Annotated in this window: 25 protein-coding genes; 12 read left to right on the top strand and 13 right to left on the bottom strand. The window is 62.1% G+C overall.

Annotated features, from left to right (window positions below; all coding sequences use genetic code 11):
* The first annotated feature begins 40 nt into the window (after nt 1-40).
* The 3 genes from D3Y59_RS05690 (at nt 41) to D3Y59_RS05680 (ending at nt 3529) form a co-directional block, all read left to right on the top strand.
* Nucleotides 41-1063, top strand: a complete 1023-nt coding sequence (locus D3Y59_RS05690; protein WP_119444174.1) for a GNAT family N-acetyltransferase — start codon at nt 41-43, stop codon at nt 1061-1063.
* Nucleotides 1064-1267: 204 nt separating this feature from the next.
* Nucleotides 1268-2575, top strand: a complete 1308-nt coding sequence (locus D3Y59_RS05685; RefSeq protein WP_119444173.1) for an MATE family efflux transporter — start codon at nt 1268-1270, stop codon at nt 2573-2575.
* A complete protein-coding gene (locus D3Y59_RS05680) occupies nt 2576-3529 on the top strand; it encodes a glycosyltransferase family 2 protein (RefSeq protein WP_119444172.1) in 954 nt (317 codons plus the stop codon).
* A gap of 72 nt (nt 3530-3601) precedes the next feature.
* Here D3Y59_RS05680 and D3Y59_RS05675 read toward each other — a convergent pair whose 3' ends face one another.
* On the bottom strand, nt 3602-5260 hold the full coding sequence (locus tag D3Y59_RS05675; RefSeq protein ID WP_162910581.1) for an ArnT family glycosyltransferase: 1659 nt from the start codon (nt 5258-5260) through the stop codon (nt 3602-3604).
* A 74-nt stretch (nt 5261-5334) separates the two neighbouring features.
* On the opposite strand from D3Y59_RS05675, the gene D3Y59_RS05670 reads away from it, so the two are divergent.
* On the top strand, nt 5335-6954 hold the full coding sequence (locus D3Y59_RS05670) for a hypothetical protein (RefSeq protein ID WP_119444170.1): 1620 nt from the start codon (nt 5335-5337) through the stop codon (nt 6952-6954).
* A gap of 124 nt (nt 6955-7078) precedes the next feature.
* On the top strand, nt 7079-8056 hold the full coding sequence (locus D3Y59_RS05665) for an acyl-ACP desaturase (protein ID WP_119444169.1): 978 nt from the start codon (nt 7079-7081) through the stop codon (nt 8054-8056).
* 76 nt (nt 8057-8132) lie between these two features.
* Here the strand turns inward: D3Y59_RS05665 and D3Y59_RS05660 are convergent, their stop codons facing one another.
* The 3 genes from D3Y59_RS05660 to D3Y59_RS05650 all read right to left on the bottom strand — a co-directional run bounded on the left by D3Y59_RS05660 (nt 8133) and on the right by D3Y59_RS05650 (nt 9949).
* Complete coding sequence (locus tag D3Y59_RS05660; protein WP_119444168.1) at nt 8133-8762, bottom strand: hypothetical protein; 630 nt, start codon at nt 8760-8762, stop codon at nt 8133-8135.
* A gap of 160 nt (nt 8763-8922) precedes the next feature.
* Nucleotides 8923-9573 (bottom strand): hypothetical protein, encoded by a 651-nt coding sequence (locus D3Y59_RS05655; protein ID WP_119444167.1) that lies wholly within the window; start codon nt 9571-9573, stop codon nt 8923-8925.
* Nucleotides 9574-9667: 94 nt separating this feature from the next.
* On the bottom strand, nt 9668-9949 hold the full coding sequence (locus D3Y59_RS05650; RefSeq protein ID WP_119444166.1) for a DUF427 domain-containing protein: 282 nt from the start codon (nt 9947-9949) through the stop codon (nt 9668-9670).
* 193 nt (nt 9950-10142) lie between these two features.
* Here D3Y59_RS05650 and D3Y59_RS05645 point away from each other — a divergent pair, with 193 nt between their 5' ends.
* The 3 genes from D3Y59_RS05645 (at nt 10143) to D3Y59_RS05635 (ending at nt 13514) form a co-directional block, all read left to right on the top strand.
* Nucleotides 10143-11246, top strand: coding sequence for a vWA domain-containing protein (locus D3Y59_RS05645; RefSeq protein WP_119444165.1), 1104 nt, complete (start codon nt 10143-10145; stop codon nt 11244-11246).
* Between the two features lie 95 nt (nt 11247-11341).
* Nucleotides 11342-11929 (top strand): peroxiredoxin family protein, encoded by a 588-nt coding sequence (locus tag D3Y59_RS05640; RefSeq protein ID WP_162910580.1) that lies wholly within the window; start codon nt 11342-11344, stop codon nt 11927-11929.
* Between the two features lie 178 nt (nt 11930-12107).
* Entirely contained in the window at nt 12108-13514 is a 1407-nt protein-coding gene (locus tag D3Y59_RS05635) for a TlpA family protein disulfide reductase (RefSeq protein ID WP_162910579.1), read from the top strand.
* Nucleotides 13515-13605: 91 nt separating this feature from the next.
* Here the strand turns inward: D3Y59_RS05635 and D3Y59_RS05630 are convergent, their stop codons facing one another.
* Nucleotides 13606-14580, bottom strand: a complete 975-nt coding sequence (locus D3Y59_RS05630) for a c-type cytochrome (RefSeq protein ID WP_119444162.1) — start codon at nt 14578-14580, stop codon at nt 13606-13608.
* 344 nt (nt 14581-14924) lie between these two features.
* Between D3Y59_RS05630 and D3Y59_RS05625 the strand changes: the two genes are divergently transcribed.
* Both D3Y59_RS05625 and D3Y59_RS05620 read left to right on the top strand, forming a co-directional pair.
* Nucleotides 14925-16457: a sigma 54-interacting transcriptional regulator gene (locus D3Y59_RS05625; RefSeq protein ID WP_119444161.1), complete on the top strand. Its 1533-nt coding sequence runs from the start codon at nt 14925-14927 to the stop codon at nt 16455-16457.
* A 238-nt stretch (nt 16458-16695) separates the two neighbouring features.
* On the top strand, nt 16696-16884 hold the full coding sequence (locus D3Y59_RS05620) for a hypothetical protein (protein ID WP_119444160.1): 189 nt from the start codon (nt 16696-16698) through the stop codon (nt 16882-16884).
* A gap of 94 nt (nt 16885-16978) precedes the next feature.
* Here the strand turns inward: D3Y59_RS05620 and D3Y59_RS05615 are convergent, their stop codons facing one another.
* A complete protein-coding gene (locus D3Y59_RS05615; protein ID WP_119444159.1) occupies nt 16979-17437 on the bottom strand; it encodes a peptidylprolyl isomerase in 459 nt (152 codons plus the stop codon).
* 181 nt (nt 17438-17618) lie between these two features.
* Here D3Y59_RS05615 and D3Y59_RS05610 point away from each other — a divergent pair, with 181 nt between their 5' ends.
* Nucleotides 17619-18239 carry a fasciclin domain-containing protein gene (locus D3Y59_RS05610; protein ID WP_119444158.1) on the top strand — a complete coding sequence of 207 codons (621 nt, stop codon included), beginning with the start codon at nt 17619-17621 and terminating at the stop codon, nt 18237-18239.
* A 66-nt stretch (nt 18240-18305) separates the two neighbouring features.
* Here the strand turns inward: D3Y59_RS05610 and D3Y59_RS05605 are convergent, their stop codons facing one another.
* The 7 genes from D3Y59_RS05605 to D3Y59_RS05575 all read right to left on the bottom strand — a co-directional run bounded on the left by D3Y59_RS05605 (nt 18306) and on the right by D3Y59_RS05575 (nt 25270).
* Nucleotides 18306-19199: an NAD(P)-dependent oxidoreductase gene (locus D3Y59_RS05605; protein ID WP_119444157.1), complete on the bottom strand. Its 894-nt coding sequence runs from the start codon at nt 19197-19199 to the stop codon at nt 18306-18308.
* A gap of 80 nt (nt 19200-19279) precedes the next feature.
* Complete coding sequence (gene rsgA, locus D3Y59_RS05600) at nt 19280-20209, bottom strand: ribosome small subunit-dependent GTPase A (RefSeq protein ID WP_119444156.1); 930 nt, start codon at nt 20207-20209, stop codon at nt 19280-19282.
* A 110-nt stretch (nt 20210-20319) separates the two neighbouring features.
* A complete protein-coding gene (locus D3Y59_RS05595) occupies nt 20320-21570 on the bottom strand; it encodes a 3-deoxy-D-manno-octulosonic acid transferase (RefSeq protein ID WP_119444155.1) in 1251 nt (416 codons plus the stop codon).
* A 199-nt stretch (nt 21571-21769) separates the two neighbouring features.
* Complete coding sequence (locus D3Y59_RS05590) at nt 21770-22414, bottom strand: peroxiredoxin (protein WP_119444154.1); 645 nt, start codon at nt 22412-22414, stop codon at nt 21770-21772.
* A 74-nt stretch (nt 22415-22488) separates the two neighbouring features.
* Nucleotides 22489-22959: a Fur family transcriptional regulator gene (locus D3Y59_RS05585; protein WP_240410545.1), complete on the bottom strand. Its 471-nt coding sequence runs from the start codon at nt 22957-22959 to the stop codon at nt 22489-22491.
* A 196-nt stretch (nt 22960-23155) separates the two neighbouring features.
* Nucleotides 23156-23929, bottom strand: coding sequence for an enoyl-CoA hydratase-related protein (locus D3Y59_RS05580; RefSeq protein WP_119444152.1), 774 nt, complete (start codon nt 23927-23929; stop codon nt 23156-23158).
* Between the two features lie 36 nt (nt 23930-23965).
* Nucleotides 23966-25270, bottom strand: coding sequence for an aspartate kinase (locus D3Y59_RS05575; RefSeq protein ID WP_119444151.1), 1305 nt, complete (start codon nt 25268-25270; stop codon nt 23966-23968).
* A gap of 94 nt (nt 25271-25364) precedes the next feature.
* Between D3Y59_RS05575 and fbp the strand changes: the two genes are divergently transcribed.
* Complete coding sequence (fbp, locus tag D3Y59_RS05570) at nt 25365-26399, top strand: class 1 fructose-bisphosphatase (protein ID WP_119444150.1); 1035 nt, start codon at nt 25365-25367, stop codon at nt 26397-26399.
* Nucleotides 26400-26411: the final 12 nt, after the last annotated feature.

Genomic DNA, 26411 nt, shown 5'->3' with positions numbered 1-26411 from the left:
TTTTTTGCGTTACCTTCGTGGCCTTACCTGCTTTGCCCGCGTGACTGAAAAGCCCTTTGCCTCCAACGACGTATCTGCTGCTGCCGTTTCGGGCGAGGCGTGCGCGTTGCGAAGCGGCAGCGGGCGTTACCAAATGCGCTGGCAAACCGAGCTTGCGCCCGCGCTGCCCCTGGCCGACGAGCTGTATCTGTACGTGCAGCCCGCCCAGCTGGCGCACGCTACCGGGCAGCGCCTGTTGTTGCTGCTCGAAGACCACCACCTCGGCCAAACCGTGGGCTGGTGGCCGGTGTTGGTGGGCCCCGATGCCGTGGCTCACAGCCCCTGGCAGGCGCCCTTGGGCGGCCCGCAGCTGCTCCGCCCCGATGTACCCGCTGCGGTGCTCGACGAGTGGCTGACGCTCGGCCACCTAGGGCTGGCGGCCCGCGGCGCGCGGCAGCTAGTGCAGCGCCTGGCCCCGTTTGCCTACGAGCCCCGCACCACAGGCGCGCTGGTGGCCGCGCTGCAGCGCACCGGCCACCGCGTAAGCCTCGCCGAAATCGACAGCTACCTGCCGCTGGAGCAGCCCTACGAGGCGCGGCTGTACCCCTCGGAGCGCCGCCGCTTGCACAAGTGCCTGCGCCACGGGTTTCGGGTAGAACAGGAGCCGCCGTTGCTGCTGCCGCTGGCTTACGAGTTTCTGCGGCGCTGCCGCGAAGAAAAGGGCCAGGCGCTTTCGCTTACGCAAGAGCAACTTCAAGACTTGTTCCGGCGCTTTCCGCGCGAGTACCTGTTGTTTTCGGTGCGCGATGCCGCCGGCGAGTGGGTTGCCCTCACGGTGGCCGTGTTGGCGGGCCGGGGTGTGCTCTACAACTTTTACCCGGCTAGTCCGCTGCAGTACAACGCCTTCAGCCCCGTGGTGTTGCTGAACGCCGGTTTGCACGCCTTTGCTCAAGCCAGCGGCCTGCGCCTGCTCGACCTAGGAACATCCACGCTGCCCACAGGCCTGAACGAATCGTTGCTGCGGTTTAAGCGCCACCTGGGCGGCGTGCCCAGTCTGAAGCTCACACTGGAGCGGGCGCTCTAATGATCCAAGGAAGAAGGAGGAAGGATTAGTGAGGCCACTAGAAAAGCGCAGATTGCGCCTGCGTCATGATGCGCGGCGGCTCTTGGGCAGAAGCCAGAAACGGGCAACAGTACCTGCCGGCATTTAACCCAACCGGCTGCACCTAGGGCCACGTGCGGCTGGTAGGAGCGGCGGTAGTACTTTGCGCATCCGTAATGCCCCCGCATGAGCCTGCCCGCCGCCGAAGACGAAACCCCTACTGCCAGCCTGCCCGCGCCGCCCACCGGCCTGGCGCGCTTTGTGCGCGGCACCTTGGGCTCGGGCATTTCGGTGGTGGCGCGGGCCAGCGGCGCGTTGGTGCTCAACAAGTTGCTGGCCGTGTACGGCGGCCCGGGCGGCCTCACGCTGCTGGCGCACTTCCAAAACCTCATGGCCCTGCTTACCACGCTGCCCAACGACGGCGTGCACGTAGGCATTGTGAAATACCTGGCGCCCCGCCGGCCGGGCTCCCGGGCTTGGCGGGCGTGGTTTGGCGCCGGGGTGGGCCTCAACCTGCTGATGCTGCTGCTCGCTTTCGGGACGTTGCCGGTGCTGCGCGGCGCCCTGCTCGATGCGTTTCGGCCGAGCGGCTGGTGGGTGCTGGGGCTGGTGGCGGGCATCAGCTTGCTTACCACGCATGCCTACCTAGCCGCAGTGCTGCTGGCCGCCCAACGCCTGCGTGCCTACATCGGGCTTACGGTAGCGCTCAGCTTGCTTGGCCCGCTGGCCGTTGGGGCCGCGCTGTGGGCGGGGTGGCCGGTGCGCTGGGTGTTGCTGGCTTACCTGCTGGCCCAGGGGCTCACGGCCGTGCCCACGGCGTGGCTGTGCGGGCGCTACGGTTTGCTGCCCCGCCGCCCTAGGTTGCGCATCAGCCGGGCCGCGGTGGCAGGGCTTGGGCAATATTTGGTAATGGCCCTAAGCGTGTTGCTGTGCAGCAAAGCCCTCGATTTTGCCGTGCGCGAGGTGCTTATCGGCCGCTTCAGCCTGGGCCAAACCGGCTTGTGGCAGGCCGTGGCCAAGCTTTCTGATAACTACACCATGGTGTTTTCGGCCGTGATGGGCGCCGTGTTTTACCCCCGCGTAGCCGCGCTGGCCGGTCGGCCCGCCGAGCAGCGCGCCTTTGTGCGGGCAGTGTTCGGGTTGCTGGCCCTGGTGCTGGCCGTGGGTTTTGGCGTGCTGTGGCTGCTGCGCGATTGGCTGCTGCCGCTGCTTTTCGATGCCCGCTTTGCCGCCGCCCGCGAGCTGCTGGCCCCGCAACTGCTCGGCGACTGGGCCAAGCTACTGGCCTGGACGCTCTTGTACCTCTTGCTGGCCCAGGCGCAGGCCCTGCGCTATGTGCTAGTGCAGTGCGCCTCGGCGGCGCTGTATGCGGGTTTGCTGGTGCTGCTGCTGCCCACCTGGGGCCTGTACGGTGCGCCCCTGGCCCATGCCCTCCGCTTTGCCGGGGTGCTGCTGTTCTGCCTGCTATATTTTCGAAGGTATTTTCGCCCCTGAATGCTTGCTCCGTCCGCCTTACTTAGCAACGCCGCCGCGGCCGAGCCGCCCTTGGTTACCATCGTGGCCTTGTGCCACAACCACGTGCGCTTTCTGGCCGCTGCCCTCAACTCGATAGCCGCCCAAACCTACCCGCACCTGGAGATATGGCTGGTTGACGACGCCAGCACCGACGGCAGCCCCGAGGTGCTGCGCCGCTACGCCGCCCAACATCCGGAGTGGCACCTGCTGCTCCTGCCGCACAACGTGGGCAATTGCCAGGCTTTTAACCAGGCGCTGCGCCAAAGCCGGGGCGCTTTCGTGATTGATTTTGCCACCGACGACGTGCTGCTGCCCGAGCGCGTGGCCCGGCAGGTGACGTTTATGCAGGCGCAAGGCCCTAGGTGCGGCGTGGCCTACCACGATTGTGAGCTGATCGACGAGCAGGGTCAGCACGTGCGCTACCACTTTCGGCGCGATGCCCAGGGCCGCCCCGTGCACCCCGTGCCCGCCGCCGGCGACGTGTTTGCCGAGGTGCTGCGCCGCTACTTTATCAGCACGCCCACCATGATGTTCAGCCGCCCAATGCTGGCCGACCTAGGCGGCTACGACGAAGCCCTGGCCTACGAGGATTTCGACCTGTGGGTGCGGGCCTCGCGCAACTGGCAGTTCGGGTTTCAGGACGAAGTGCTGACCCAAAAACGCCTGCACCCGCAGTCGATGTCGCGCAAGGCCTACCGCCCCGCCGACCCGTACGTGGCCTCCACCATTCGGGTGTGCGAGAAGGCGTTGGCCATGTGCCGCACCCCCCACGAGCTGGCCGCGCTGGCCACGCGCTTGCGCTGGGAGTTGCGCCAGGCCGTGCGCTTCGGCAACGGCGCCGCGGCCCGCCGGTTGTTCGGCTTGCTGCGCCAAACCCGGCAGACTAAGCCACTCGATTACGTTGCCGGAGCGTTGGGCTTGGTGTTGAAGTAAAAGTTGCTTTATGTAGGTACATGTGCCTTGAAGGTGACTGTATTATGTGAGCAAACGACTAATCGGTTTAGCCTACCGAAGCTGCCGAATTTGGTACAGCTCCACCGGGCCATCCTGCGCTACCAGTTGCCGGTGGGGGTACCAGCTTAGTACGCTGTCGGGCGAGTACCGGAGCAGCTTGCGCGTGAGCTCGGGGTTGCTGAGCGTAGCCCGGTTGAGCAGCAGCCAGGCTTGTTGCGGCGGCCGTAGCTGCACCGAGTCGCGGGCCCAGTAGCGGCGAAACTGCAGCCCGGCCGGCACCTCGTAGCCGTAATAAAAATCGTAGTTGCCGGTGAGGTAATCATCCACGAACACCACGCCCGGCTGCGGCCCGCCGAGGTGTTGGCGGATGATGCGGTGCTGCGGAAAGTGCCCCGACACGCTGGGCTTGCGCATGAAGTGCGCCGGGCGCAGGGCCAGCACCAGGGCCAGGCCCAGCAGACCTAGGGCCACGTAGGCAGGGCTGTTGGGCTTCAGGCGGCGCAGGCGCGGCGCCAGCCATAAGGCGCCCATCAGCACGGCCCATCCCGCGTACAGAATGGCGGCGCTGCCGCGGTCGTAGGCGGCACAGGCCAGCAGCAACGCGGCGTAGAGCAGCGTGCGGCGGCCGGTACGCAGCACATCGGCCAGGCCGTAGCCAGCGGCCAGGCACAGCGGCGGCAGCAGCGGCGTAGCCATGCGCGGCAGCAGCGTAATGGGGTTGTACTGCGTTACGGAGGTGCTGCCAAACCAATAAAACGCCAAAGTGCTGAAGGCCAGCCCCAGCCAAAAACGCCGGTCGTCGGGAGCGGAGGCAGGCCCGGCCTCGGCGGGCCGGAAGGCAGCGCCCGCGGCCAGCAGCACCGCCAGCCCCAGCCCCGTGCCCACCAAAAACTGCACCGGACCTAGGGTAAGCCGGGCCCAGAGCGCGGCGCGGTTGCCCAGCAGGTAGTTGCCTTCCTTCAGAAACTCGTTGGTGTTTTCGATGAGGTGCACCCGGTACAAGGCGTCGTTGGTTTGCAGCTGGTAAAAGGCCAAGTAGCCAACCAACACTGCCGCGCCCGTGGCAAACGCCGCCAGCCAAAACCGCCCGTGCTGCCGCCGCAGCGCATCGAGCCCCAACAGGCCGAGGTAAAAAGGCGCGTAGTACACGATGGTTTCTTTGCAGAGCAGCGCCGCGAAGTTGAGCAGGGCAAAGCCCGCGCCCCACCGCACCGCGCGCTGCCCGCGCTGCCGGCCCACCAGCAACGCCAGCGCCGCGGCAAAGCAGGCCAGCATGTTGATGTTGTCGGGGTAGAGGTAGTTGCTGAGGTTGAGCGCGAAGTAGTGCAGGCCCAGCAGCAGCATGGCCCCGCAGGCCACCACGGGTTGCAGGCGGCGGTAGCGGGCCCATATCAGCACCGAGCACAGCAGAGTAGCCAGCAGCGGCCACAGCGTGGTGCTCCAGATGTTCACGCCAAACAAAGCATAGCACAGCGCCACCGGCCCGAAAATCAGCCAACGCTCGTGCAGCGGGTCGTGCAGCAGGCCTTGCGGGTCGGGCCCTAGTTGGAAGCGGCCGTGCAGCAACTGGTGGGCGTAGCGGGAGTAGAAGTAGTCGTCGAGGGCGTACAGGCCTTCGTGGCTGAGGATGAAGTACGCGACCGTAAACAGCACCACAAACCCCAGTGTAAGGGTGGGCAGCCAAGCGCGCAGGCGGGCAATTGCATTCACGCAGGCAAGTTGCGCAGAAATCGGCAGCCCGCCCGGCCCTCACGGATGAGCTGCAGCGTGTACCTTGCACCCCCATGAACCACGAGGCCCGAGCAAGCTGGCTGCGCATTTGGGGCTTGCCCCTGGGCTTGCTGCTGCTTGTGGCGCTGGGCCCGGGGTGCTACTACGAAACCAACGACGACTTCGTAATTACGCTGCTGCTGCGCGGGCGCACGGCGGCTGCGCCCGTTGCCAACCTGCACCTGTACTTTCATGGCTGGGCCTGGCTGCTAGCCGCTCTGTACCAGCACTGGCCCGCGGTGCCGTGGTACGGCCTGCTGCTCTACGCTCTGTTGTACCTGAGCCTGGTGCTGCTCACGGCCGTGCTCGAGGCCCTGCTGCGCCCGCACTTGGGTGGCCGCGCCCGCACGGCCACCCTGGCGGGGTTTCTGCTGCTGGCCGGGCTCGAGCATGCCATGTGGTTTAACTACGTGCGGGTGCCGCTGTTGCTGGCCGGTGGCGCGGTGTTGTTTGCCGCGCAGCGCGTAGGTGGCAGCCGCCGGTCAGGCGGCGTTTTGTTGCTGGGCGCAGCGCTGTTTGCTTTGGCTTGGGCCATCCGGCCGAGCGCGGCCGTGCTCGGGCTGGTGGTGGTGGCGCCCGCGGCAGCAGGGCTGGCCGGGTGGCGGCGCGGCTGGCTGGCGGTAGCGCTGGCGGCCGGCGTGGCCTTGGCAGGGGGCGGGGTGCTGCACCTAGGGCGCAGCCCGGAGGCCGCGCGCTACCGCCAGCTCGATGTGCTGAAATCGAACGTAAACGATTACCAGCTGTACGCCCCCCGGCCACGCACCGCCCCCGACAGCCTGGGCGTGCGGGCCGTGGAGCAGTGGGTGCTCGGCGACTCCACCCTGGTAAACGAGGCGCTGTTTGCCCGCGCGTTTCAACTCGACCCAAACTTCCTGCGCCGCACCGCCCCGGCCAAGCTGCAAGCCGCAGCCACCCAGCTGCTGCGCAACTATTTCCCGCTGCTCCTGCTTCATGCTTGGCTGGCCTGGGTCGCCCTAGCTGCTTGGCCGCTGCAAAAACGCCGGGGGTGGTGGGTGTATGTGCTAGGAGCTGGACTGCTGCTTATCGGGTTGGGCGTGGTGCTGAAACTGCCGCCTCGGCTGGCCGGGCCGCTGCTCACGCTGCTGGCGGTGGGCCATGCGGCCGTGGTGCTGCAAGCTCCCTTACCTTGGCCGCCGCGCCGGCACCTAGGGCGCCGTCTGGGTTTGGGCATAGCGTTGCTGGTCGCCGGTTTGTACGGCTACAAGGTGCTGCACCGCAGCCGTGTGCTGGCCGCCGAGCAGGCGCGCCACACCCAGCAGCTCACCCTGCTTCAGCAACAGTTGCGCGGCCGGCCGTTGGTAGCCGTGGGGCTCGAAGAGCAGTTTAAGTCGCTGTCGCCGTTTGGACAGTACGTGGCCGAGGGCGGCGCGCCGTGGCTCTTGCTGGTGGGCTGGAACACCCTCGACCCCTCGCAGCCGCGCTTGCGCCAGCAGCTTACCGGCACGCGTAGCCAGCCCGAGGCGCTGCGCCGGTTGGCGCAGCGGCCCGAGGCGTTGCTGTACCTGCCACCATCTGGCGAGGCCAAGGCGTTCGGGCGCTATTACTTGCAGCATTGGGTGGGGGTTAGTTGGCCCTCCGGTCGCGTTGTATCCTTATCGCCCATTCACCCGTAGCAGCGTTTTCTCCGTATGTAGAAAGCGCGTTGCTTGCTTTGGCTACAACTGCGGCCGATTGCCTACTTTTGAGCTTTCCCCGACTGCTCCTTTCTACCCTCATCACCTCTTTTCCCCATCGTACATGATTGCCTCCATGACATCGCGCGGCGAAGTACTTCAGCACCTCGAGGTATTTCTGCGTGAGAACATTGGTACTTTCCTCAAGAAAGTTGAAGACAGCTGGCAGCCCTCTGACTTCCTGCCCGATTCGCGCCTCGACAACTTTTTCGACGAAGTAAAGGCCCTGCGCGAGCGGGCCAAGGAGCTGAGCTACGACCTGTTGGCCGTACTTGTCGGCGACACCATCACCGAAGAAGCGTTGCCCAACTACGAGGCGTGGTTTCATTCACTCGATAACCTCAACCGCGACCCCAACAACGGCTGGGCGCAGTGGATCCGGGGCTGGACGGCCGAAGAAAACCGCCACGGCGACCTGCTCAACCGCTACCTGTACCTGAGCGGCCGCGTGAACATGCGCGAGTTCGAAATCAGCACCCAGTACCTGATTGCCGACGGCTTCGACCTCGGCACCGCCCACGACCCGTACCGCGCTTTCGTGTACACCTCGTACCAGGAGGCCGCTACCAACCTCTCGCACCGCCGCGTGGGCACACTGGCCCGCAAGGCCGGCGACTCGGCCCTCTCGAAGCTGTGCGGCATGATTGCCGGCGACGAAGTGCGCCACGCCCGCGTGTACCAAACGTTCGTGGAGAAAATCTTCGAAGTAGACCCATCGGAAATGATGCTGGCCTTCGAGGACATGATGCGCAAGAAGATTGTGATGCCCGCGCACTACATGCGCGAACTGGGTGTGGAAATGGGCAAAACCTTTGGCCACTTCACCGACGCTGCTCAGCGCCTGGGCGTGTACACCAGCCAGGACTATACCGACATCCTGGAAGGGCTGATCAACACTTGGAAAATCGACCAGATTACTGGCCTCAACGGCCAGGCCGAAAAAGCCCGCGACTACATTATGGCCCTGCCGGCTCGCTTGCGCCGCGTATCCGAACGTATGCCGGTGCCCAAGCTCGAGTACAAATTCAAGTGGATTGAGTAACCTCCGGGCCACTTGCCATAAACACCGCGCCCCGACCTGCTACAGGCCGGGGCGCGGTGTTTTGTGGCATTGGCACCTAGGGCAAGGTGCGGTGGCCCAACATGGTAATCAGGCCTTCCTTTTTGGGCAGTTCGTACTCCACCACGCGCGTGCCGCCCGAGGGCGAGCTGTTGGGGTCGGTGGGCAAGTACACCGGAAACGTGCGGATAATTTTGCGCTCCTCCACCCGAAACGAATCGTGCCCTAGGTAGCCAACGGCGGCCGGTCCCTCCAGGGCCGGCAACGACAGGTTGCGGCGGCCGCGGCTCAAGAATTCGTAGCCCACGAGTTTGCCGTAGGCGCCGCTGCCGGCCGCGTTCATGAACACCAGCAGCTCGGGGTAATCGTCGTTGTTGAGGTTGGTTACCACGGCATCGGCCACCACGCCCTCGATGGGGGTGGTAGTGGCCATCAGCTCGCGGCCCAGGCGCTTGGCCTCCAGCGTGAGTTGGCGCTGCGAGCCGCTGCCTACGGTGTGCACGGCAAAGTCGTAGTCGCCGCGGCTTAGCTCTTTCCGGAAGCTTTCGTTGGGGGCGGGCACGGCGGTGCTAGCCGTGGGGTTGGGGTCGGCGGTTTCGGTGGCGGTGCGCTGCGAGTCGCAGCTGCCGAGCAACGCCGCCAAGCAACCTAGGGCCGCTGGGCGCAAGCAAGGAATACGTGCAATCATAAGGCAGGCAAAAGGTTGGGCGAATGCCGTAGCTGTACAATTGCTTTTAACAAACGCCTGGCCGCTTGCCGGGTTGCGCGCTTGCCCCGTTTGCTTGGCGCTGCCGCAAAAAAAGGCCCGCCTGGGAGGCGGGCCTTTTGCATATGCTCGGGGCAGCGTGCTAGCGCTTGTTGTCGGTGCCGGCGGGCGTGGTTACGGGCATCAGCATGCCCTCTTTGTTGAGGGTGTACTCCACGGTGCGGGTGCTGCTGGCATCGCCGCCCGCGGTGGTGGTGCCGCTGCTGGTTACCGGGAAAGTGCGCACCAGGCGGTTGCCCCGGATTTCGTACTTGTCCTGTCCGCTGTAGCCGGCGGCCAAATCGGCGCTCAGCTTGGGCGGCGCCTGCACCGGCCGGAAGGCGCGCTCCACAAACTCGTAGGCCTCTACACCGCCAAACGAGCCCGTGCCCGAGCCGCTGGTAATCACGTAAAGCTCGGGGTTGCCGTTGCCGTTCAGGTCGCCCATAATGGCATCCGTAACGCTGCCCTGCACGTTCATCCGAATGGGGTCGGTAACCAGCGCATCGCCCCGGCGGGTGCGGATGGTGAGCTGCTGGCCGTTGTCGAGAGAAGCTGACTGGATTTGAAAGCGGTATTCGCCCTGCGTCAGGTCGCGGTTAAACGTCACGTCGGCAGGGGTGGTGGATTCAACGGAGGTTGAAACGGCGGCGTCGCTCGTTGCATCGTCGGTCGCGTTGCGCGCAGAGTCGCAGCTGGCCGTCAGGAGCAGAGCGGCAGCACCAAGCCACCAAGCCGTAGGGGTAAATTTCATGGGTCGCTGAAAAAGGAGTGGAGAAGAAGAAGCAAAGCAAATATGGAAATCCATATATGCAAACGCGAGTGCCGCCAGCGGGTTACAAAAACCGCTACCGAACCACTTGCACGCCCTTCCAGAATGCCACGCGATTACGGATATTTTCGGCGGCGGGTTTCGGATCGGGGTAATACCAGGCAGCGTCCTTGTTCAGCTCGCCGTTGGCGCGCACCGAGTAGTAGCTAGCCCGGCCCTTCCAGGGGCAGGTGGTTTGGGCGATGCTGTCTTCGAAATATTCTCGGTTCAGCGACTCGGCCGGAAAGTAGTGGTTGTTTTCAACTACCACGGTATCATCGCTTTCGGCCAATACCGTGTTGTTCCAGATTGCTTTCATTTGATATATGGTTTTTGGTTAATGGCTTTTGGTTTTGCGTAGTTGATGGTTGGCTAACGTTGGTGGAAACACAACCCAGGTGTCAACGGGTAAGGTTGCGCCTGCGGCCAATCTGCCTAAACCAATCACCAAAAACCACCAACCAAAAACTAACTCCGGCTACCCGTTGTTTCCCGGTACATTCCTCTGAATTATGGCAGTTGGCTTCCGCTTCCGCGATTTTGTGCCCGAAGAATCCTCTGAAAAAGGCTTCGACACGTTATTCAAGTTGTTTATGCAGTTGGTTACCATCACGTCGGGCGACGTGGCGGAGGCGCTTTCCTGGCTCAACGAGCTCGATAAGCAGTACGGCCTTACCGACGACGAGTACGGCATGGGCGACTTCATTGAGGACCTGAAGAAAAAAGGCTACATCGACGAAAACGAGCAGCAACTCGGCGAGCTTAAAATCACGGCCAAATCGGAGCAGCTCATTCGTAAATCTGCCCTCGAAGAAATTTTCGGCAAGCTGAAGCGCGGCAACCAGGGCAACCACCGCACCCCGCACGCCGGCCAGGGCGACGAGCTAACTACCGACCTGCGCGACTACCAGTTCGGCGACACCATCGAGCAAATCGAGATGACCGAGAGCCTCCGCAACGCCCAGCTCAACCACGGCCTCGAGGGTAACTTTTTGCTGACCGAGGGCGACCTGGAAGTACGCGACACCGAGCACAAAACGCAAACGAGCACGGTGCTGATGATCGACATTTCGCACTCGATGATTTTGTACGGCGAAGACCGCATCACGCCGGCCAAAAAAGTGGCCATGGCCCTGGCCGAGCTCGTGAAGCAAAAATACCCCAAGGACTTTCTCGACATCATCGTGTTCGGCAACGATGCCTGGCAGATTGAGGTGAAGGATTTGCCCTACCTGCAAGTGGGGCCCTACCACACCAACACCGTGGCAGGGCTGGAGCTGGCTATGGATTTGCTGCGCAAGCGCAAAACGGCTAATAAGCAAATCTTTATGATTACCGACGGCAAGCCTACTTGCCTGAAAGAGCCCGGCGGCTACTACAAAAACTCCTTCGGCCTCGACCGCAAGGTGGTTAACAAAACCCTGAACCTGGCCGCCGCCGCCCGCCGCCTCAAAATCCCCATCACCACCTTCATGATTGCCTCCGATCCGTACCTGCAGCAGTTTGTGCGCGAGTTCACCGAGACTAACCAAGGCAAAGCGTATTACAGCTCGCTGAAAGGCCTGGGCGGGCTCATTTTCGAAGATTACAAGCGCAACCGTCGCAAGAGCCTTTAGGTTGGTGCGACGGTAGTGCGTGCATGGGCCACGGCTTGAAGCCCCAAAAGCCGCTGCGACGATGTTTCGCAGCGGCTTTTTTGCTTATTTGGCAAATGAAAACTGTCTTGCTCCTGCTCGGTGCCCTAGGTTGGAGTATTGCTACGCCCAATGGCCAGCCTGCCTATGTGCTGGCCACCGAGGCCAGCGTGCTTGCGGCGGGTGGGAGCGTGGAGACCAATTGGCAAACGGCTACGGCGTTGCGGGTAGGCAGCTTGGCGCCCGACTTTCGTTTGCAGGACTTGATGGGTAAAGCCGTTGCCATGCAAGAGTTGCGGGGCAAGGTGGTGTACCTCGACTTCTGGTTTGCGGGTTGCAAGCCGTGCGTAGCCGAGGCTGCCCCCGCCGCAGAGCTCCGGCGCAAGTTTGCAGGCCAAGATGTGGTGTTCGTGTACATCTCCACCGACATTGTAGTGGATGATTGGGTCCGCGCCGTGCGGCAACACGCGCTGGATGGCCCTTCTACCATCCATTTGCTCGATCCGCAGGGAATACGAGCAGCCCGCCGCTACGGTGTGCAGGGTTTTCCGACGTACTTGATAATCGGGCGCGACGGGCGCATTCGGCACCTTGATGCACCGCGGCCCTCCGACGGAGCCCAAACCATAAGCTTGCTCAAGCAGTCTTTGGCAGCTAAGCGTTAGTTCTGGGCGAACCTGTACAGAAAGGATTTGCGCAATTCTAGCTTCCTAGGTTCGTTGCTTCGCCGAATTATGTAAGTCCTAAAACATTATGCTTCGGATGATGATACGCTGCGTAGTAGGCCTTGGGCTCGCATGGCTTGCGGGTTGTACTGCCAGCAAGCCAGTGGGTACGGCGGTTATGGCCTCAGTTCCGCCGCCCACGCGCGCTATCTTGGCCGGGCGCTTGCTCAACGTACGCGCTGGCGATTCCGTCCGGGTAATCTACCACCGCACGGAAGCCTTGAGCCGGCGCGCTATAGCTCGTACTCGTGTAGACTCGGCCGGCCGGTTCAGGCTTGTGCTCGATGGGCTTACGGCAGCCACCGACGGGCAGTACGCCGGCCCGGCGGGCTTTATCACGGTCTTTCTCAGCCCCGGCGACTCGGTTTTTCTAACAGCAAACAAACCGCACTTTTGGCAAACCTTGCATTTTTCGGGGCGCGGTAGCGCGGCCAACAACTACTTGGTGCAGGCACATCGGCGCTTCGATACCAATTGGGACTCCTTGCCCGAGAAGCTGTACGGTAGCTCACGCCCAACCGAGTTTCAGATGCTTGTTGAGGCCCGGCACCGGCAACAATTAGCTTTGCTAGCTGCCTATCCGAGCTTACCTACGGCTTTTGTGCAGTCGCGGCGGTTGGTGCTCGACTTTCAGCGCGCCGTTTCTCTGTTGCGGTACGTCAGTCGGTTAAAGCAAACCACCAACCAAGAACCGGTACTGCCCCGCAACTTTTGGGATGTCCTGGCTTCGCTGCCGTTGGCCGAGCTAAACCTCCGGCACGGAAACCTGGCACTGCTGCAAGCTACGGCCGACCTGTTTGAAGTGTATCCGAGTGCGCGGTTGCTGCCTCCCGGTGGCGTGTTGGCCAACGCGGCGGGCCTAGGCGAGCAATTGCAAGCCCAGGCGACTGCTGACTTTGGCAATACTCCGGCGCGCGACCAAATCATGGGCGTCATGTTAAGTAGCCAACTGTACCGTTTCCCCGAAACCAGCCGGGCGGCAGTGCGGGCAGTACTGCCAGCCTTTTGGGCACACAACCAAGACTCCGCGGCCGCACGGCAAGTGCGCCGGGCTTGGCTCACAATGGCACCCCTGCAACGGGGCAGCCCGGCCCCGTTGTTCAGCTTGCTCGATGCCGCCGGTAAGCCAGTCGCCCTGCACGACTTCCGCGGCAAAGTGGTGTACCTTGATTTTTGGTACAGCAGTTGCGCGCCATGCGTGGCTGAGGCGCCTGCGTCGGCGCAGCTCAAACGGCATTTTGCCGGCCGAGACGTGATTTTCCTATACGTCTCCGTCGATAAGCGCCCCGAGGATTGGCGAAAGGCGTTGACGCGTCACGCGCTTATGGGACCAACCAGCGTGCACCTACTCGACCCAAGCGGTTCCGGCGTGGCTGCCCGCTACGGAGTTAGCAGCTACCCAAGCTACTGGATTATTGGCCGCGACGGGCACATTTGGAAAAGCGTTGCCCCGCGCCCATCGTCCGGGGAGAATATTATCGAGGCATTGGAGCAGGCTTTGACCAACAGCCTGCCTGTTAAATAGTTGAACTCAATGTGCTTGGTGTACCTAGGGCCACCAACGCAAAACGGCCGCCCAACAGGGCGGCCGTTTTTTTGCCGGGCATGGGTTTTCCCTAACGCGCAGCCACGGCACCGCCGCCGTCTTCGGGCGTGGCGTTTTTGATTACAGGAAGGGTGCGGAGGTAGGCATAAATGGCCTTGGCCTCCGTCTCATCCATGAGCGTAAATTTGGGCATGGGCAGCTTGAGGGGCCCGTTGGGCGATTGGCCAAAGCGCACGGCTTCCACAAACTGCGCCTCCGTCCAGTCGCCGATGCCGGTTTCGGGGTCGGCGGTGATGTTGCGCGTCACGATGTCGGTGCCCTCGGGCGTCAGCATGTGCGTGCCGCCGCCTAGGTAGCCTTCCGACTTTTCGGGCTCGAGGGCGTTGTTGGTCTTGAAGTCCTTGCTGTGGCAGTCGTAGCACTTGTAGCGCCCCAGTACGAGGTAACGGCCGTAGGCCACGGCATCGGTAGCGGGTGGGGCCACCACCGCACTGGTGGGCATGGGCGTGGGTTTCATCACGGTGTGTACCAGTGTCTTGGCCAGGAAGGACGGCTCCTGCGCGTGGGTGGGCGTGGCGTTGGCGGCTACCAAGCGGTCATTTGAGCGCAAAAAAGCCACCACGCTGGCCACGTCCTCGTCGGACATGTGCACGAAATTGGGCATTACGATGCGGAAGCGCCCGTCGCGGCCAATACCGGTGCGCAGCAGGCCCACAATTTCTTCGTCGGTCCAGGTGCCGATGCCGTTGGCTTTGTCTTGGGTGATGTTGGCCGAGTACAAGCGGCCGAATTCGGGCGGCAAGTCGTTCATCAGCTTGCCCGACAACGCACCGGTGCTGCGGTCGAGGTGGCAGTCGGCGCACATGGCGCTTACGATTTTCTGGCCCTGCGCCAGGCGCACCGGCGTAACGGCAATGTGTTGGGCGGCCACTTGGGGCTTATCGTAGCTCGGAATACCGCGCACCTGCACGTAGGCAGCGGCACATATGGCCACGAAGAATACCGCTGCCAGGCCTAGGCCGATGAATTTGAGGACTTTTTTCATGATTGCAGTGCTGTTGAGAGAGTGTGACAAAAGTAATTTTGTCTTGCACTCAATGCACTAGCATAATCATGTGATGTTTGAGCAAGTATCTGAATGTAAATGCGTTGAGCTTACATTAAGCAGCGTAGGGCGTTCTGATATAGGCCGCTTCGCTCTGAATGGCGGCTTACCTAGGGCGGCCCTTGCTCGGCCCTAGGTAACAAGCCGCCAAAGGGCTGGCGGCACCGCGCCCCTTTGCCCGCCCATCTGTCGTTTGCGTAAACTGCGCACCTAGGTTCGAACCTAGGTGCGCACCTCGCGGTTAAGAGCCCGGGGGCATGTGCCCACCCATTCCGCACTACCTGATGAACCACGAACAAATCAGCACCCTCGGTCAGCTTAAAGCCGCGGGGTATCGGTCGCGCTCCGTGCGCGAGGAATTGCGCGATAATCTCATCCAGAAACTCCGCCGGCGCGAAAACGCTTTCCCCGGCATCCACGGCTACGAGGAAACGGTTATTCCCGACTTGCAGCGCGCCATCCTGAGCCTGCACCACATCAACCTGTTGGGCCTGCGCGGCCAGGCAAAAACCCGCATTGCCCGCCAACTGGTAGAGCTGCTCGACGAGTACATGCCGGTGGTAGAAGGCTCGGAGCTGAACGACGACCCGCTGCAGCCGCTTTCGCGCCACGCCCGCGACCTGGTAGCCGAGTGCGGCGACGACACGCCCATTGCCTGGGTGCACCGCGCCGAGCGTTACACCGAAAAGCTAGCTACGCCCGACGTGTCGGTAGCCGACCTCATCGGCGACGCCGACCCGATTAAAGCCGCTACCCTCAAGCTGCCCTATTCGGATGAGCGCGTGATTCACTTCGGTCTGATACCCAGGGCCCACCGCGGCATATTTGTTATCAACGAGCTGCCCGATTTGCAGGCCCGCATTCAGGTGGCGCTGTTCAACATTTTGCAGGAAGGCGACATCCAGATTCGGGGCTTCAAAGTGCGGTTGCCGCTCGATATTCAGTTCGTTTTCACGGCCAACCCCGAAGACTACACCAACCGCGGCTCCATCGTAACGCCGCTCAAGGACCGCATCGACGCCCAGATTATCACGCACTACCCCAAAACCATCGAAATCGGCAAGCGCATTACCCGTCAGGAAGCCCGCCTGCGGCCCGAGCAGCAGGAGCGCGTGGTCGGCAACGAGGTGGTGCTGGATTTGGTAGAGCAGGTGGCCATCGAGGCCCGCGGCTCGGAGTACGTCGATGCCAAATCGGGCGTGTCGGCGCGCCTCACCATTTCGGCCTACGAGCAAGTGGTAGCGGCTGCCGAGCGCCGCGCCCTCATCAACAACGAAGACACGACGCGGATTCGGGTAGCCGATTTTCTGGCGGCCGTGCCGGCCATTACCGGCAAGGTGGAGCTGGTGTACGAAGGCGAGCAGGAGGGAGCCGGCATTGTGGCCGAAAAGCTGATGGGCAAAGCCCTGCGCACGCAGTTTCTGCAGTACTTCCCCGACCCCGAGAAGGTGAAAAAGCAGAAAGACAAGCCCAACGCGTACAAGCCCGTGCAGGATTGGTTTGGTGCCCACACCGTGGATGTGCTGCACGACGCCTCCGAAGCCGATTACCGCACTGCTCTCGAGGCCGTGCCCGGCCTGCACGACCTGGCCAAGCAAAGCGTACCGGCCGAGCTGTTTGAGGCCGATCCGTATTTCTGGATGGAGTTTGCCTTGCACGGCATGGCCGAGATGAGCCTGATTTCGCGCAACCGCCTCACGGCCGGCACTCAGTTTAAAGATCTGTTTTCCTCCATGTTCACGATGCCGAGCTTTGGCTCCGATGACGATGACGAGGACGAAGAGGACTTTGGCTCGCGCAAGCGCCGCCGGCGCTAGGCCCTATCTAGCAGAAATGAACAAGCCCGAGGCATCCAGCCTCGGGCCTTTTTGTGCGGTGTTGGGTGGAAAGACCTCGCCAACAAAGCAAAACCACATGTTGGCACAGCCAAACGCCGAGTTGGCCCAAATGCCTGGCCGGGCGGCCCGGGGGCGCCGTTACTTTGTGCTGTTGCCGCCTCGCAAAGCCGCTGCGGAACAAGCACTTCTGCGCACACCTACCCAAACACCACTTCTGATGAACACTGCTGTTGCCGCTCGTTTTGCCTCGTTTATGTTGGTGGTAGTTACGCTGCTGGGCAGCGCCCCAGCCGCCACAGCCGATACGCCCTTCACGCGGGCCAAAGCGAAAGGCCAGCGGTACACGCACCGGCCTTACTACAAAGCGTACCGCGCTAACAAAAGCAGCTGGTTCAGCAAAAAATAGCTTCTTCTCGTCTCCGAACACCCTATTGCAACACGGGGCCGGCTGCATGTGCAGCCGGCCCCGGTCGTTTTTGGGCAGTTAAGTGCTCCGAAGCTTATTCTTCGTTCACCACGATTTTGTCGATCGAGTCGTTGGCCTTAATCTGGTCGATAACCTCCAGGCCTTCCACCACTTTGCCGAACACGGTGTGCTGGCGGTCGAGGTGGGCGGTGTTGTCGCGCGAGTGGCAGATGAAGAACTGCGAGCCGCCGGTGTTGCGGCCGGCGTGGGCCATGCTCAGAATACCGCGGTCGTGGCGCTGGTTGCCGCCCGAGGTTTCGCAGGCAATTTTGTAGCCGGGGCCGCCGGTGCCGGGTACGCCCTTGGCGCCCTCGCGGGTGTTGGGGCAGCCGCCCTGGATTACGAAGTTGGGAATTACGCGGTGAAATTTCAGGCCGTCGTAGTAGCCTTGCTTAGCCAAGTCGGTGAAGTTTTTAACCGTGTTGGGGGCGTCTTGCTCGAAGAACTCGACCTTCATCACGCCCTTGTTGGTGTGGATTTCGGCTGTTTTCATGGGGTGCGTTTACGATAAACCGGGCCCGAAGGCCAATGGTAAGGCCGCAAAGGTAACTTTTCGCAGAAAACCTTGTGCCGGCTTCAAACAACGGCCCGCGGCTAATGATTCGGCCTAGATGCCGGCAACCCGTACCCGCGGGCGGCACGTACTTTTGCCAAACTCAACGCTACCTCACCGCATGTACCAACGCCTTTTACCCGTGGCCGGCCTGCTGGCACTGCTTACCGCCTGCAACTCGGGCCCCACCGAAACCACTGGCCCGGCCGGCGCCGAAGAAGCCGCGGCCGCCGACACCACGCGCTACGACCCGAACGCCAGCACCGACTCGGCGCGCATGGGCAAAACCACCGGAGTAATGGTGGGCAATGCCTCGCTCACCCCCGACAAAACCATTGCCCAAAACGTGGCCGCCGCGCCCGACCTCAGCCAACTGCTGCAGGCTGCCAAGCAAACTGACCTGGCCAGCAACCTAGGCGGCGAAGGCCCTTACACGGTGTTTGCGCCCACCAACGCGGCCTTCAACAAGTTGCCCTTTGGTGCCATGGCCGGGTTGCTGAAACCTGAGAGCAAAGAAAACCTGACCGGGCTGGTGAAGTACCACGTCATCCAGAGCCGCTTGTTGGCTATGGACTTGCGCGACGGGCAGGAACTCACCACCATGAATGGTCAGAAAATTAAAATTGGCGTGCAAGGCGGCAAAATCACCGTCAACGGGGCCAGTGTAAGCACGCCCGATGTGGTGTCGAGCAACGGCGTAATCCACTTGATCGATAAAGTGTTGCTGCCGCCGCAAGAGTAGGCTGCCATCAGGCGTATTAGTCCAAATCAAGCCCTAGGTGCCTGGCCGTAGCCGGGCACCTAGGGCTTAGCGAATAAGCCCGGCACTTTCCGAAACGCGGCGCGCAAACGAGGTCCAGTCTTCGTCGGCGGAGGTGTGGCGGGCCACGGTGGCCGTGAGGTGGTCGAGCACGATGTTGGCCACGGGCATGGGCACTTTGTGCTCGCGCGCTTCGGCCAGGGTCAGGCGCAAATCTTTCTGCAGCAAAAAAGGCGCTGCACCGGCTGGCTTGTAGTCTTCGTCGGCAATCATGCGGCCGTAGCTGCGGTAGGCCGGGCTGTCGAACAGCGAGGTAGTCATGATTTCGTACACCTGCTCGCGGCTTACGCCGCACTTTTCGGCCAGCGTAAACGCTTCGGCCATGGCCTCGATGGCGGCGCCCAGCATAAAATTGCCGCATAGCTTCACCACGTTGGCCGCGCCCACCTCGTCGCCTAGGTCGAAGGTGCCCTGGCTGAGCGGCAGCAGCAAGGGGGCAATGCGCGCTTTGGCCTCGGCCGGGCCCGATAGGCACACCCACAGCTGGCCGGTGGCCGCCACAATGGGTTTGCCGAACACCGGCGCTGCCACCAGCTGCGAGCCTTTTTCCTCATGGGCCTGGGCCAGCCGGGCGTTGGTACCAGGCGCCACTGTGCTGCACGATACATGAATGGCACCCGCTTGCAGGCCCTCTAGAATGCCGTCGGGCCCGGTGGTCAGCTCTTCCAGTGCTTCGTCGTCGGTGAGCATGGTAAACACTACCTGCGCATTGCGCACGGCATCGGCCGGCGAGTCGGCCATGCGGGCGCCGCGCTCTTCGAGGTTGGCTGCCCGGCCGGGGGTGCGGTTGTAGAGGGTAAGCGGATAGCCGGCCAGCAACAGGTTGGTGGCCATGGCTTGGCCCATATGACCTAGGCCAACGAAAGCAAGGTTTTCCTTCATGGGGGCGCGGGTTGGCGGCGTGGGAGGTGCCGCTTCCGTATTCGCGCCCAAGCCCACTTAAGTTGTGAGCAGCCAGTGGTTTAGTGGCGGTTGTCCTCGTCGGCCATCATGCTTAGGTAGCTGTCGTAGCGCGGAAAGGCAATTTTGCCCTTCTCCACGGCTTCGCGCACGGCGCAGCCCGGCTCCTCCAAATGCCGACAATTGTGGTAGCGGCACTGGTTTAGCCGCTCGCGCATCTCGGGGAAATAGTGCGCCAGCTCTCCCTGCTTCATATCCACCAGGCCCAGCTCCTTTATGCCGGGCGTATCAATGAGGTAGGTGCCGGGGCGCACCTCTAGCATTTCGGCAAAAGTGGTGGTGTGCTTGCCTTTGTCGGAGTACTCGCTGATTTCGGCGGTTTTCAGGTCGAGGTCGGGCACCAAGGCATTGATGAGCGTGCTTTTGCCCACGCCGGAGTGGCCCGAAAGCAGCGTGGTTTTGCCCTCGAGCAGCGCATCGATAGCCGCTACGCCCTCGCCCGTGTGGGCCGAGCTGCGCAGGGTGGGGTAGCCGGTGCGCTCGTACATCTTCTGCACTTGCCCTAGGTAGTCGAGCAGCTCCTCGTCGTAAATATCCACCTTGTTGAACACCAGCGTGGCCGGAATACTGTAAGCCTCGGCCGTTACCAGAAACCGGTCGATAAACCCGAAGGAAGTTGCCGGCGAGGCCAGCGTAACCACCAGCATGGCCTGATCGAGGTTGGCGGCCACGATGTGCGAGTGCTCCGATTTATGCACCGAGCGCCGGATGATGTAGTTGCGGCGCGGCTCGATGTGGTCGATTACGCCCGTGCCCGCGTCGCCGGTTTCATCCGTCTCAAACTCCACTACATCGCCCACGGCCAGGGGGTTGCTCACCTTCAGGCCCTTGTGCTTGAAGCGCCCGCGCAGGCGGCAGCGGTGCAGGTTCAGCGTGGCGTGGTCGCGCACCACGTACCACGAGCCAGTGGATTTGACGACGGTTCCGGTCATGAGCGGAGGGATGGGAGATAAGTAGATGAGTGGATGAGTGGATGCGTGGTTTGGGGAGGGACGAATGAGTGGATTGGCTCGGACTTGTATGTACTCACCTACTCATCCCTTCATTCGCTCATCCACTGACCCGCCGCCTGCATAATGCGGGCCGTAGCCCCCGACGACTCGTGTACATACGCGCGGGCCCGCTGGCCGAGTTCGGTGCGGTAGGCGGCATTGTTGAGCAGCAGCGCGAGTTGTTGTTCGGTTTCCTCCGCCGTTGTGAGGGTAGCGGCGGCACCTAGGGCTACCAGGTCGCGGGCTTCTTTGAACTTCTGATACCTAGGGCCAAACAGCAACGGCAAGCCAAACGCCGCGGCCTCCAGGGTGTTGTGCAGCCCTTTGCCGAATGCTCCGCCAATGTAGGCCACCGAGCCGGTCCGGTACAGCTCGCGCAGCAGCCCAATGTTGTCGATGAGCAGCACGCGCGCCTGCGCCACGGTAGCGGGCGTGGCCTGCGAGTACCGCACCACCTGACCGGGTAAAATTGCTTCTACCTGCTGCAAATGTGCCTCGTTGATTTCGTGCGGGGCCACTACCGCACGCAGCGTGCCCGACCACCGGCACAGCGCCGGCGCCAGCACTTGTACATCGGGCGGCCACACGCTGCCGGCAACCAGCACGGGGGCGCCATCGGCCGCAAAAGCGGCGACCAAGGGCAGCTCGCGCGGCGGCGCGGCGGCCGTAGCCACTACCGTATCGAAGCGCGTATCGCCGGCTACACTTACCTGCGTGAAGCCGATGCCGCGCAGCAGCTCGGCGGAGGCTTCGTCTTGCGTGAAAATGTGCGTCAGTTGCCGCAGCACGCTTCGGAAAAAGCTGCCCCAGGGTTTAAAAAACACTTGTTCGGACCGAAAAATAGCCGACACGCACACCGTGGGCACGCCCTGGCGCTTGAGTGCGGCTAAGTGGTGGTACCAGAACTCGTACTTTACGAACACGGCCAGCTGCGGGCGCACGGCTGTTACAAAAGCACGGGCATTGGTGGAGGTATCAAGCGGCAGGTAGTAAATGTAATCGGCACCCGGCCACTGCTTGCGCACCTCGTAGCCCGAAGGCGAGAAGAACGTGAGCACAATTTTGTGCTGCGGGTACTGCTGGCGCATGGCTTCCATCAGCGGCCGGCCTTGCTCGAACTCACCTAGGGAAGCGCAATGCACCCACAGGCGCGGGGCGTTGTCGGCGCTCATGTCGGCCGTTACCCGGGCTTGCCAATTGTGGCGGCCCGCCACCCATTGCTTTGCCTTCGGAACGAATGGCGCTACTAAGGGCAGCAGCAGGCCGTAGAGGCGGATGGCAAGCGAGTACAGAAAAACCAAAACGAATAGGGCAGAAGCGCAACAGAGAGCGGCCGGAGCCCCGCCTTGTAGGTAGAGGCTGCCGGGGCGCGGGCTGCAAAGTTAGCTAGGCTGCACCTAGGTGCACGCAAATAGGCCAGCCGCCGAACACCTAGGGCAAAAGAAAACCGCCCCGGCACGGGGCCGGGGCGGTTGACCAATCATATCAAGTCAGGGGCAATTAGCGGGTAGCCTCTTGCTTGGCCAGGTAGTTGGCTACGCCTTCGCGGGTAGCCGACATGGCTTCCTTGCCTTCCTCCCAGTTGGCGGGGCATACTTCGCCGTTTTTCTCGAAGTACTGCAGCGCATCCACCAAGCGCATGGCTTCGTCGATGGAGCGGCCCAGCGGACCGTCGTTTACCAGCTGGTGGCGCACGATGCCGTCGCGGTCGATCAGGAACAGGCCGCGGTAAGCCACCGGCGAGCCAACGAAGGTCATTTCGCCGGCGTCGTTGTAGTCGTAGTGGCCGCCCAGCACGTCGTAGTTGGCCGCAATGGTTTTGGTGGCGTCGGCCACGAGCGGGTAGGTTACGCCGGCAATGCCGCCGTTTTCGCGCGGGGTTTGCAGCCAAGCAAAGTGCGAGAAGTGCGAGTCGGTGGAGCAACCCACCACGGCTACGCCTTTGGCCTCAAATTCGGCCAGCTTCTCCTGAAACGCAATGATTTCGGTGGGGCAAACGAACGTGAAGTCAGCGGGGTAGAAGTAAAAAAGAACGTGCTTCTTGCCCAAGTAACGGTCCAGGCTGAAGTCCTCTTCGAAGTCTTCGCCGTTTACGACTGCCATTGCCTTGAACGAGGGGGCACGTTTGCCTACGAGAACTGCCATTTTAAAATGGGTTAGTGGGTAAGTGGGTTGTTATGTATTTGGTACAAGTGCTGCCCAGGCCCGGAGGCCCTAGGTCAGCGGGGCTTCACATCCTTGCGGGTGTCGAGCTTGCTGCCACTGATGTGCAGCGAAAATGACTGCGGCTGGAAGTTGTCGAAGCCGCGGGCGGCAAAGAACTCCTGCAGCAACCGGTCCAGCTGAGGGTCGCAGTAGTCGATGATTTCCTGCGTTTGCTGGCAAAACAAGTGATGGTGGTTCGAGCAGTCGGTGTCGTAGCGGCGGCGGGTGCCGTCGGCATCGGCCACGCGCTTCAGTAGCCCGGCTGCCACAAACGAGTCGAGGGCTTTGTAAACCGTGCCCAACGAAACCGTGGGGTTGGCCGGGCGCACGCTCCGGAAAACCTGCTCGGCCGTGGGGTGGCCGGGCAGCACCACCAGAGCCTCCAAAATGGCAATGCGCTGCTGCGTAGCGCGCAGCCCAGCCGCAGCAAGGCGCTGTTGCAGTTGGTCGCGGTCGGGGGCAGGCATCAGGTCAGCGGGGCTCACAGATAGGAATCATTCTCCGGTGCAAAAGTAGCCCTATAAGCGTAAGCCAAGCAAAAAGGTTTAAAACTGATTGCGGTAAATCGTGTCGGAAGATGCCTACGGGTAGCGAATGACGCGTTGCAACGGCGTTGGAGCTGGCCCGTTCGGGTACCCACCGCCGCGGCTAGCAGCGCATCCACGAGCAGCTACCTACCGGCTAGCGTCCCTTAAAATCGGGTTTGCGCTTTTCCACGAAGGCTGCCATGCCTTCTTTTTGGTCTTCGGAGGCGAAGGTGAGGTAGAAGTTTTTGCGCTCGAAATGCAAGCCCTCGTCAAGGTGCGTCTCAAAGGCGCGGTTCACCGATTCCTTGGCCAGGCGCGCCGCTACCGGCGACATTTCGGCGATGCTGGCCGCCAGGCGGAAAGCCTCTTCGAGGTATTGGCCCACCGGCACCACGCGGTTTACGAGGCCCGCGCGCAGGGCTTCGTCGGCCCGGATGGGTTGGCCGGTAAGCACCATTTCCATGGCCCGTACTTTGCCCACGGCGCGGGTGAGGCGCTGCGTGCCGCCGGCGCCGGGCATCACGCCAATTTTAATCTCGGGCTGGCCGAATTGCGCCGTTTCCGAGGCCACAATCATGTCGCACGTCATGGCCAGCTCGCAGCCGCCACCTAGGGCAAAGCCCGATACGGCCGCAATCAGCGGCTTTTTAGTTTTGCGAATCTGGTCCCACACCGTAAACTGATCCACAATCAGCATATCGATGGCGGTGCGGTTGGCCATTTGCTTGATATCGGCGCCGGCCGCAAAGGCGCGCTCCGAGCCCGTGAGCACAATCACGCGCACCTCGTCGTTGTCGTCGAGGGCTTTTAGGGCGGCGGCCACCTCTTGCATTAGCTGCAGGTTAAGGGCGTTCAGCTCTTTGGGGCGATTCAGCTCAATGAGGGCAACCTGCGGCCGCGCCTGCGGCGTTACTTTGATAAATTCCATGGGGCGTTGGTGGGGTAGAGGCAGTGTTGTTTGGACCTAGGCCGACGGCGTAGCCGCCCGCGACACGAATTGAAAAGTTTGGCGGGTGCGTTGCTCGAGCAGCAGTTGGCGCCCGTCGGTGAGTTGGGTTATGGCTTCGGGCGTGTAGTTTTTGATGGTGTAAAGCTCCAGCCCGGTGTTGTAGTAAATGCTGAAATGCTCGCGCAGGTGCTCAAGTAGTTTGCGCAGCCGGTACTCGTGCCAGTCGGTGCACACCGAAAACGAAATGGCCGAGTTTTGCATCAGGTTGATTTTCAGCCGCACCTGCGCCAGTGCCCCAAAAATCACCTCCAGGTTTTCCTCCGAAATAAAAGTGAGGTCCTTCGACTCGAAGGAAATCAGGCACTGGTTGGTTTTCAGGATAAGCGCCGGCGCCAGCGTGCCGTGCTTGCAGTCGTAAATTTTGGTGCCCTCGGCCTCAGGGTCGACGAACGACTTGACGTACAGCGGAATGCGCCGTACGGCCAGCGGCTTAATCGTTTTCGGGTGAATTACCGACGCACCGTAGTACGCCATTTCAATGGTTTCCTGGTAGCTGATTTCGGGGTAGCGCACCGTGTTCGGAAAGATTTTGGGGTCGGCGTTGAGCAAACCGGCCACGTCTTTCCAAATCGTAACCGATTCGGCACCTAGGCAATAAGCCAAAATGGCGGCCGTGTAGTCGGAGCCTTCGCGCCCTAAGGTGGTGGTTTGGCCGCTGGCCGTGCCGCCCAAAAAGCCCTGCGTCAGCACCACGCCCTGCTGCAGCAAGGGCTGCACCTGCTCGCGCACGTTGCGCTCGGTGGTGGGCCAATCCACGCGGGCCTCGCGCCACGAGTGGTCGGTGCGGATAAGGGGGCGCACATCAAGCCATTTGGCGCCCACCGCAGCCGCCACAATGCAGGTGGCCAGCAGCTCGCCGTAGCTTACCACTTGGTCGTACTGCCGGTCGTACTCGCCTTTGCTGAGGGTAGCCAGCTTGTCGCCGAGTTCCTGCAGCAGGCAATGCAACGAGCCCGCGCCCGCGCCGCACACCAAGCGGCCGTGCTCGTCGCGCGGGGCGTCGGGCAGCAGGCCCTCGGCCACGCCTAGGTGAAATTGGTGCAGCTCCTGCAGGGGCAGCGTGTAATCGGCGCCGGTGTGGGCCAGGTGGTAAATGTGCTCGAGCGCATTGGTGGTTTTGCCCATGGCCGATACCACCACCAGCAACGGCTGACCGGCCGGGCGATGCTGCAAAATGGCGTGCAGGTTGCGAATGGCGGTGGCGTCCTTCACGGAGGCTCCACCGAACTTGTAAACGCGAAGCGAATGCGACAGATGCATGCGTCAAAAGTAGAAAGCAGCCGCTAACTAAGGCCGAAATCCCTTAGTTTTGCCTAGCTTACTACATCCCGCCCCCGTTTTCTTTCTCGCTTCTATGGAACACAACCCTGATCGTCTTGCGCTACCCGTCGGCACTACCCTCGACCGCTTTATTATGCGCAAGCAGGAGGACTTCCCGTACGCAACCGGTGAGTTGTCGCAGCTGCTGCGCGACATTGCGCTGGCGGCCAAAATCGTAAACCGCGAAATCAACCGCTCGGGCCTCATTGATGTGGCTGGTGCCTACGGCCAGCAAAACGTGCAGGGCGAGGAGCAGCAGAAGCTCGACGTGATTGCCAACATCCGCTTCATCCGGGCACTGCGCAACGGCGGCGAGGTGTGCACGGTTATTTCCGAGGAGGATGAGGACATGATCCAGACCGGCAACAATCAGGGCAAGTACGTGGTGGCCATCGACCCGCTCGACGGCTCCTCGAACATTGACGTTAACGTGTCCATCGGTACCATCTTCTCGATCTACCGTCGCCAGTCGGGCATCGGGCAGGAGGGCACGCTGGCCGATTGCTTGCAGAAAGGCATTCACCAGGTGGCAGCGGGCTACGTAATTTACGGCTCGAGCACCATGCTCGTGTACACCACGGGCGCCGGCGTCAACGGCTTCACCTACGAGGCTTCCCTAGGTGAGTTTTTCCTGTCGCACCCCAACATCACCACGCCTAAAACCGGCAGCCTGTACTCCATCAACGAGGGCTCGGCCAATTCATTCTCGCCGGGCGTGAGCGATTTTGTGCAGTACTGCAAAGACCAGAATTTCTCGGCTCGCTACATCGGCTCGTTGGTGGCCGATTTCCACCGCAACCTCCTCAAGGGCGGTATTTACATTTACCCGGCCACGGCCAAAGCCCCCAATGGCAAGCTGCGCCTCATGTACGAAGGCAACGCGCTGGCCTTTATTGTGGAGCAAGCAGGCGGCAAGGCCAGCAACGGCACCAAACGCCTGATGGAAATTGAGCCTACCTCGCTGCACGAGCGTTGCCCGCTCTACATCGGCTCGACCGAGTTGGTAAACAAAGCCGAGGAGTTTTTGGCCAAAGAGCGCCAAGCCGTTTCGGCAGCTCAGGAGGCCTAAGCCCTAGGTGAC

This window comes from Hymenobacter oligotrophus (genome assembly GCF_003574965.1).
Lineage (GTDB): Bacteria > Bacteroidota > Bacteroidia > Cytophagales > Hymenobacteraceae > Solirubrum > Solirubrum oligotrophum.
Note: the sequence above shows the minus strand (reverse complement) of the source record. Positions and strands in the feature narration are given on the sequence as shown.

What these genes read in the sequence shown, in the direction of transcription:
- D3Y59_RS05660 (WP_119444168.1), bottom strand. Translation starts at nt 8,762, where the DNA reads ATGATTGCACGTATTCCTTGCTTGCGCCCAGCGGCCCTAGGTTGCTTG.
- D3Y59_RS05615 (WP_119444159.1), bottom strand. Translation starts at nt 17,437, where the DNA reads ATGAAAACAGCCGAAATCCACACCAACAAGGGCGTGATGAAGGTCGAG.
- fbp (WP_119444150.1), top strand. Translation starts at nt 25,365, where the DNA reads ATGGAACACAACCCTGATCGTCTTGCGCTACCCGTCGGCACTACCCTC.
- D3Y59_RS05670 (WP_119444170.1), top strand. Translation starts at nt 5,335, where the DNA reads ATGAACCACGAGGCCCGAGCAAGCTGGCTGCGCATTTGGGGCTTGCCC.
- D3Y59_RS05575 (WP_119444151.1), bottom strand. Translation starts at nt 25,270, where the DNA reads ATGCATCTGTCGCATTCGCTTCGCGTTTACAAGTTCGGTGGAGCCTCC.
- D3Y59_RS05665 (WP_119444169.1), top strand. Translation starts at nt 7,079, where the DNA reads ATGATTGCCTCCATGACATCGCGCGGCGAAGTACTTCAGCACCTCGAG.
- D3Y59_RS05680 (WP_119444172.1), top strand. Translation starts at nt 2,576, where the DNA reads ATGCTTGCTCCGTCCGCCTTACTTAGCAACGCCGCCGCGGCCGAGCCG.
- D3Y59_RS05655 (WP_119444167.1), bottom strand. Translation starts at nt 9,573, where the DNA reads ATGAAATTTACCCCTACGGCTTGGTGGCTTGGTGCTGCCGCTCTGCTC.
- D3Y59_RS05630 (WP_119444162.1), bottom strand. Translation starts at nt 14,580, where the DNA reads ATGAAAAAAGTCCTCAAATTCATCGGCCTAGGCCTGGCAGCGGTATTC.
- D3Y59_RS05610 (WP_119444158.1), top strand. Translation starts at nt 17,619, where the DNA reads ATGTACCAACGCCTTTTACCCGTGGCCGGCCTGCTGGCACTGCTTACC.
- D3Y59_RS05685 (WP_119444173.1), top strand. Translation starts at nt 1,268, where the DNA reads ATGAGCCTGCCCGCCGCCGAAGACGAAACCCCTACTGCCAGCCTGCCC.
- D3Y59_RS05650 (WP_119444166.1), bottom strand. Translation starts at nt 9,949, where the DNA reads ATGAAAGCAATCTGGAACAACACGGTATTGGCCGAAAGCGATGATACC.
- D3Y59_RS05590 (WP_119444154.1), bottom strand. Translation starts at nt 22,414, where the DNA reads ATGGCAGTTCTCGTAGGCAAACGTGCCCCCTCGTTCAAGGCAATGGCA.
- rsgA (WP_119444156.1), bottom strand. Translation starts at nt 20,209, where the DNA reads ATGACCGGAACCGTCGTCAAATCCACTGGCTCGTGGTACGTGGTGCGC.
- D3Y59_RS05605 (WP_119444157.1), bottom strand. Translation starts at nt 19,199, where the DNA reads ATGAAGGAAAACCTTGCTTTCGTTGGCCTAGGTCATATGGGCCAAGCC.
- D3Y59_RS05625 (WP_119444161.1), top strand. Translation starts at nt 14,925, where the DNA reads ATGAACCACGAACAAATCAGCACCCTCGGTCAGCTTAAAGCCGCGGGG.
- D3Y59_RS05645 (WP_119444165.1), top strand. Translation starts at nt 10,143, where the DNA reads ATGGCAGTTGGCTTCCGCTTCCGCGATTTTGTGCCCGAAGAATCCTCT.
- D3Y59_RS05620 (WP_119444160.1), top strand. Translation starts at nt 16,696, where the DNA reads ATGAACACTGCTGTTGCCGCTCGTTTTGCCTCGTTTATGTTGGTGGTA.
- D3Y59_RS05635 (WP_162910579.1), top strand. Translation starts at nt 12,108, where the DNA reads ATGGCCTCAGTTCCGCCGCCCACGCGCGCTATCTTGGCCGGGCGCTTG.
- D3Y59_RS05580 (WP_119444152.1), bottom strand. Translation starts at nt 23,929, where the DNA reads ATGGAATTTATCAAAGTAACGCCGCAGGCGCGGCCGCAGGTTGCCCTC.
- D3Y59_RS05640 (WP_162910580.1), top strand. Translation starts at nt 11,342, where the DNA reads ATGAAAACTGTCTTGCTCCTGCTCGGTGCCCTAGGTTGGAGTATTGCT.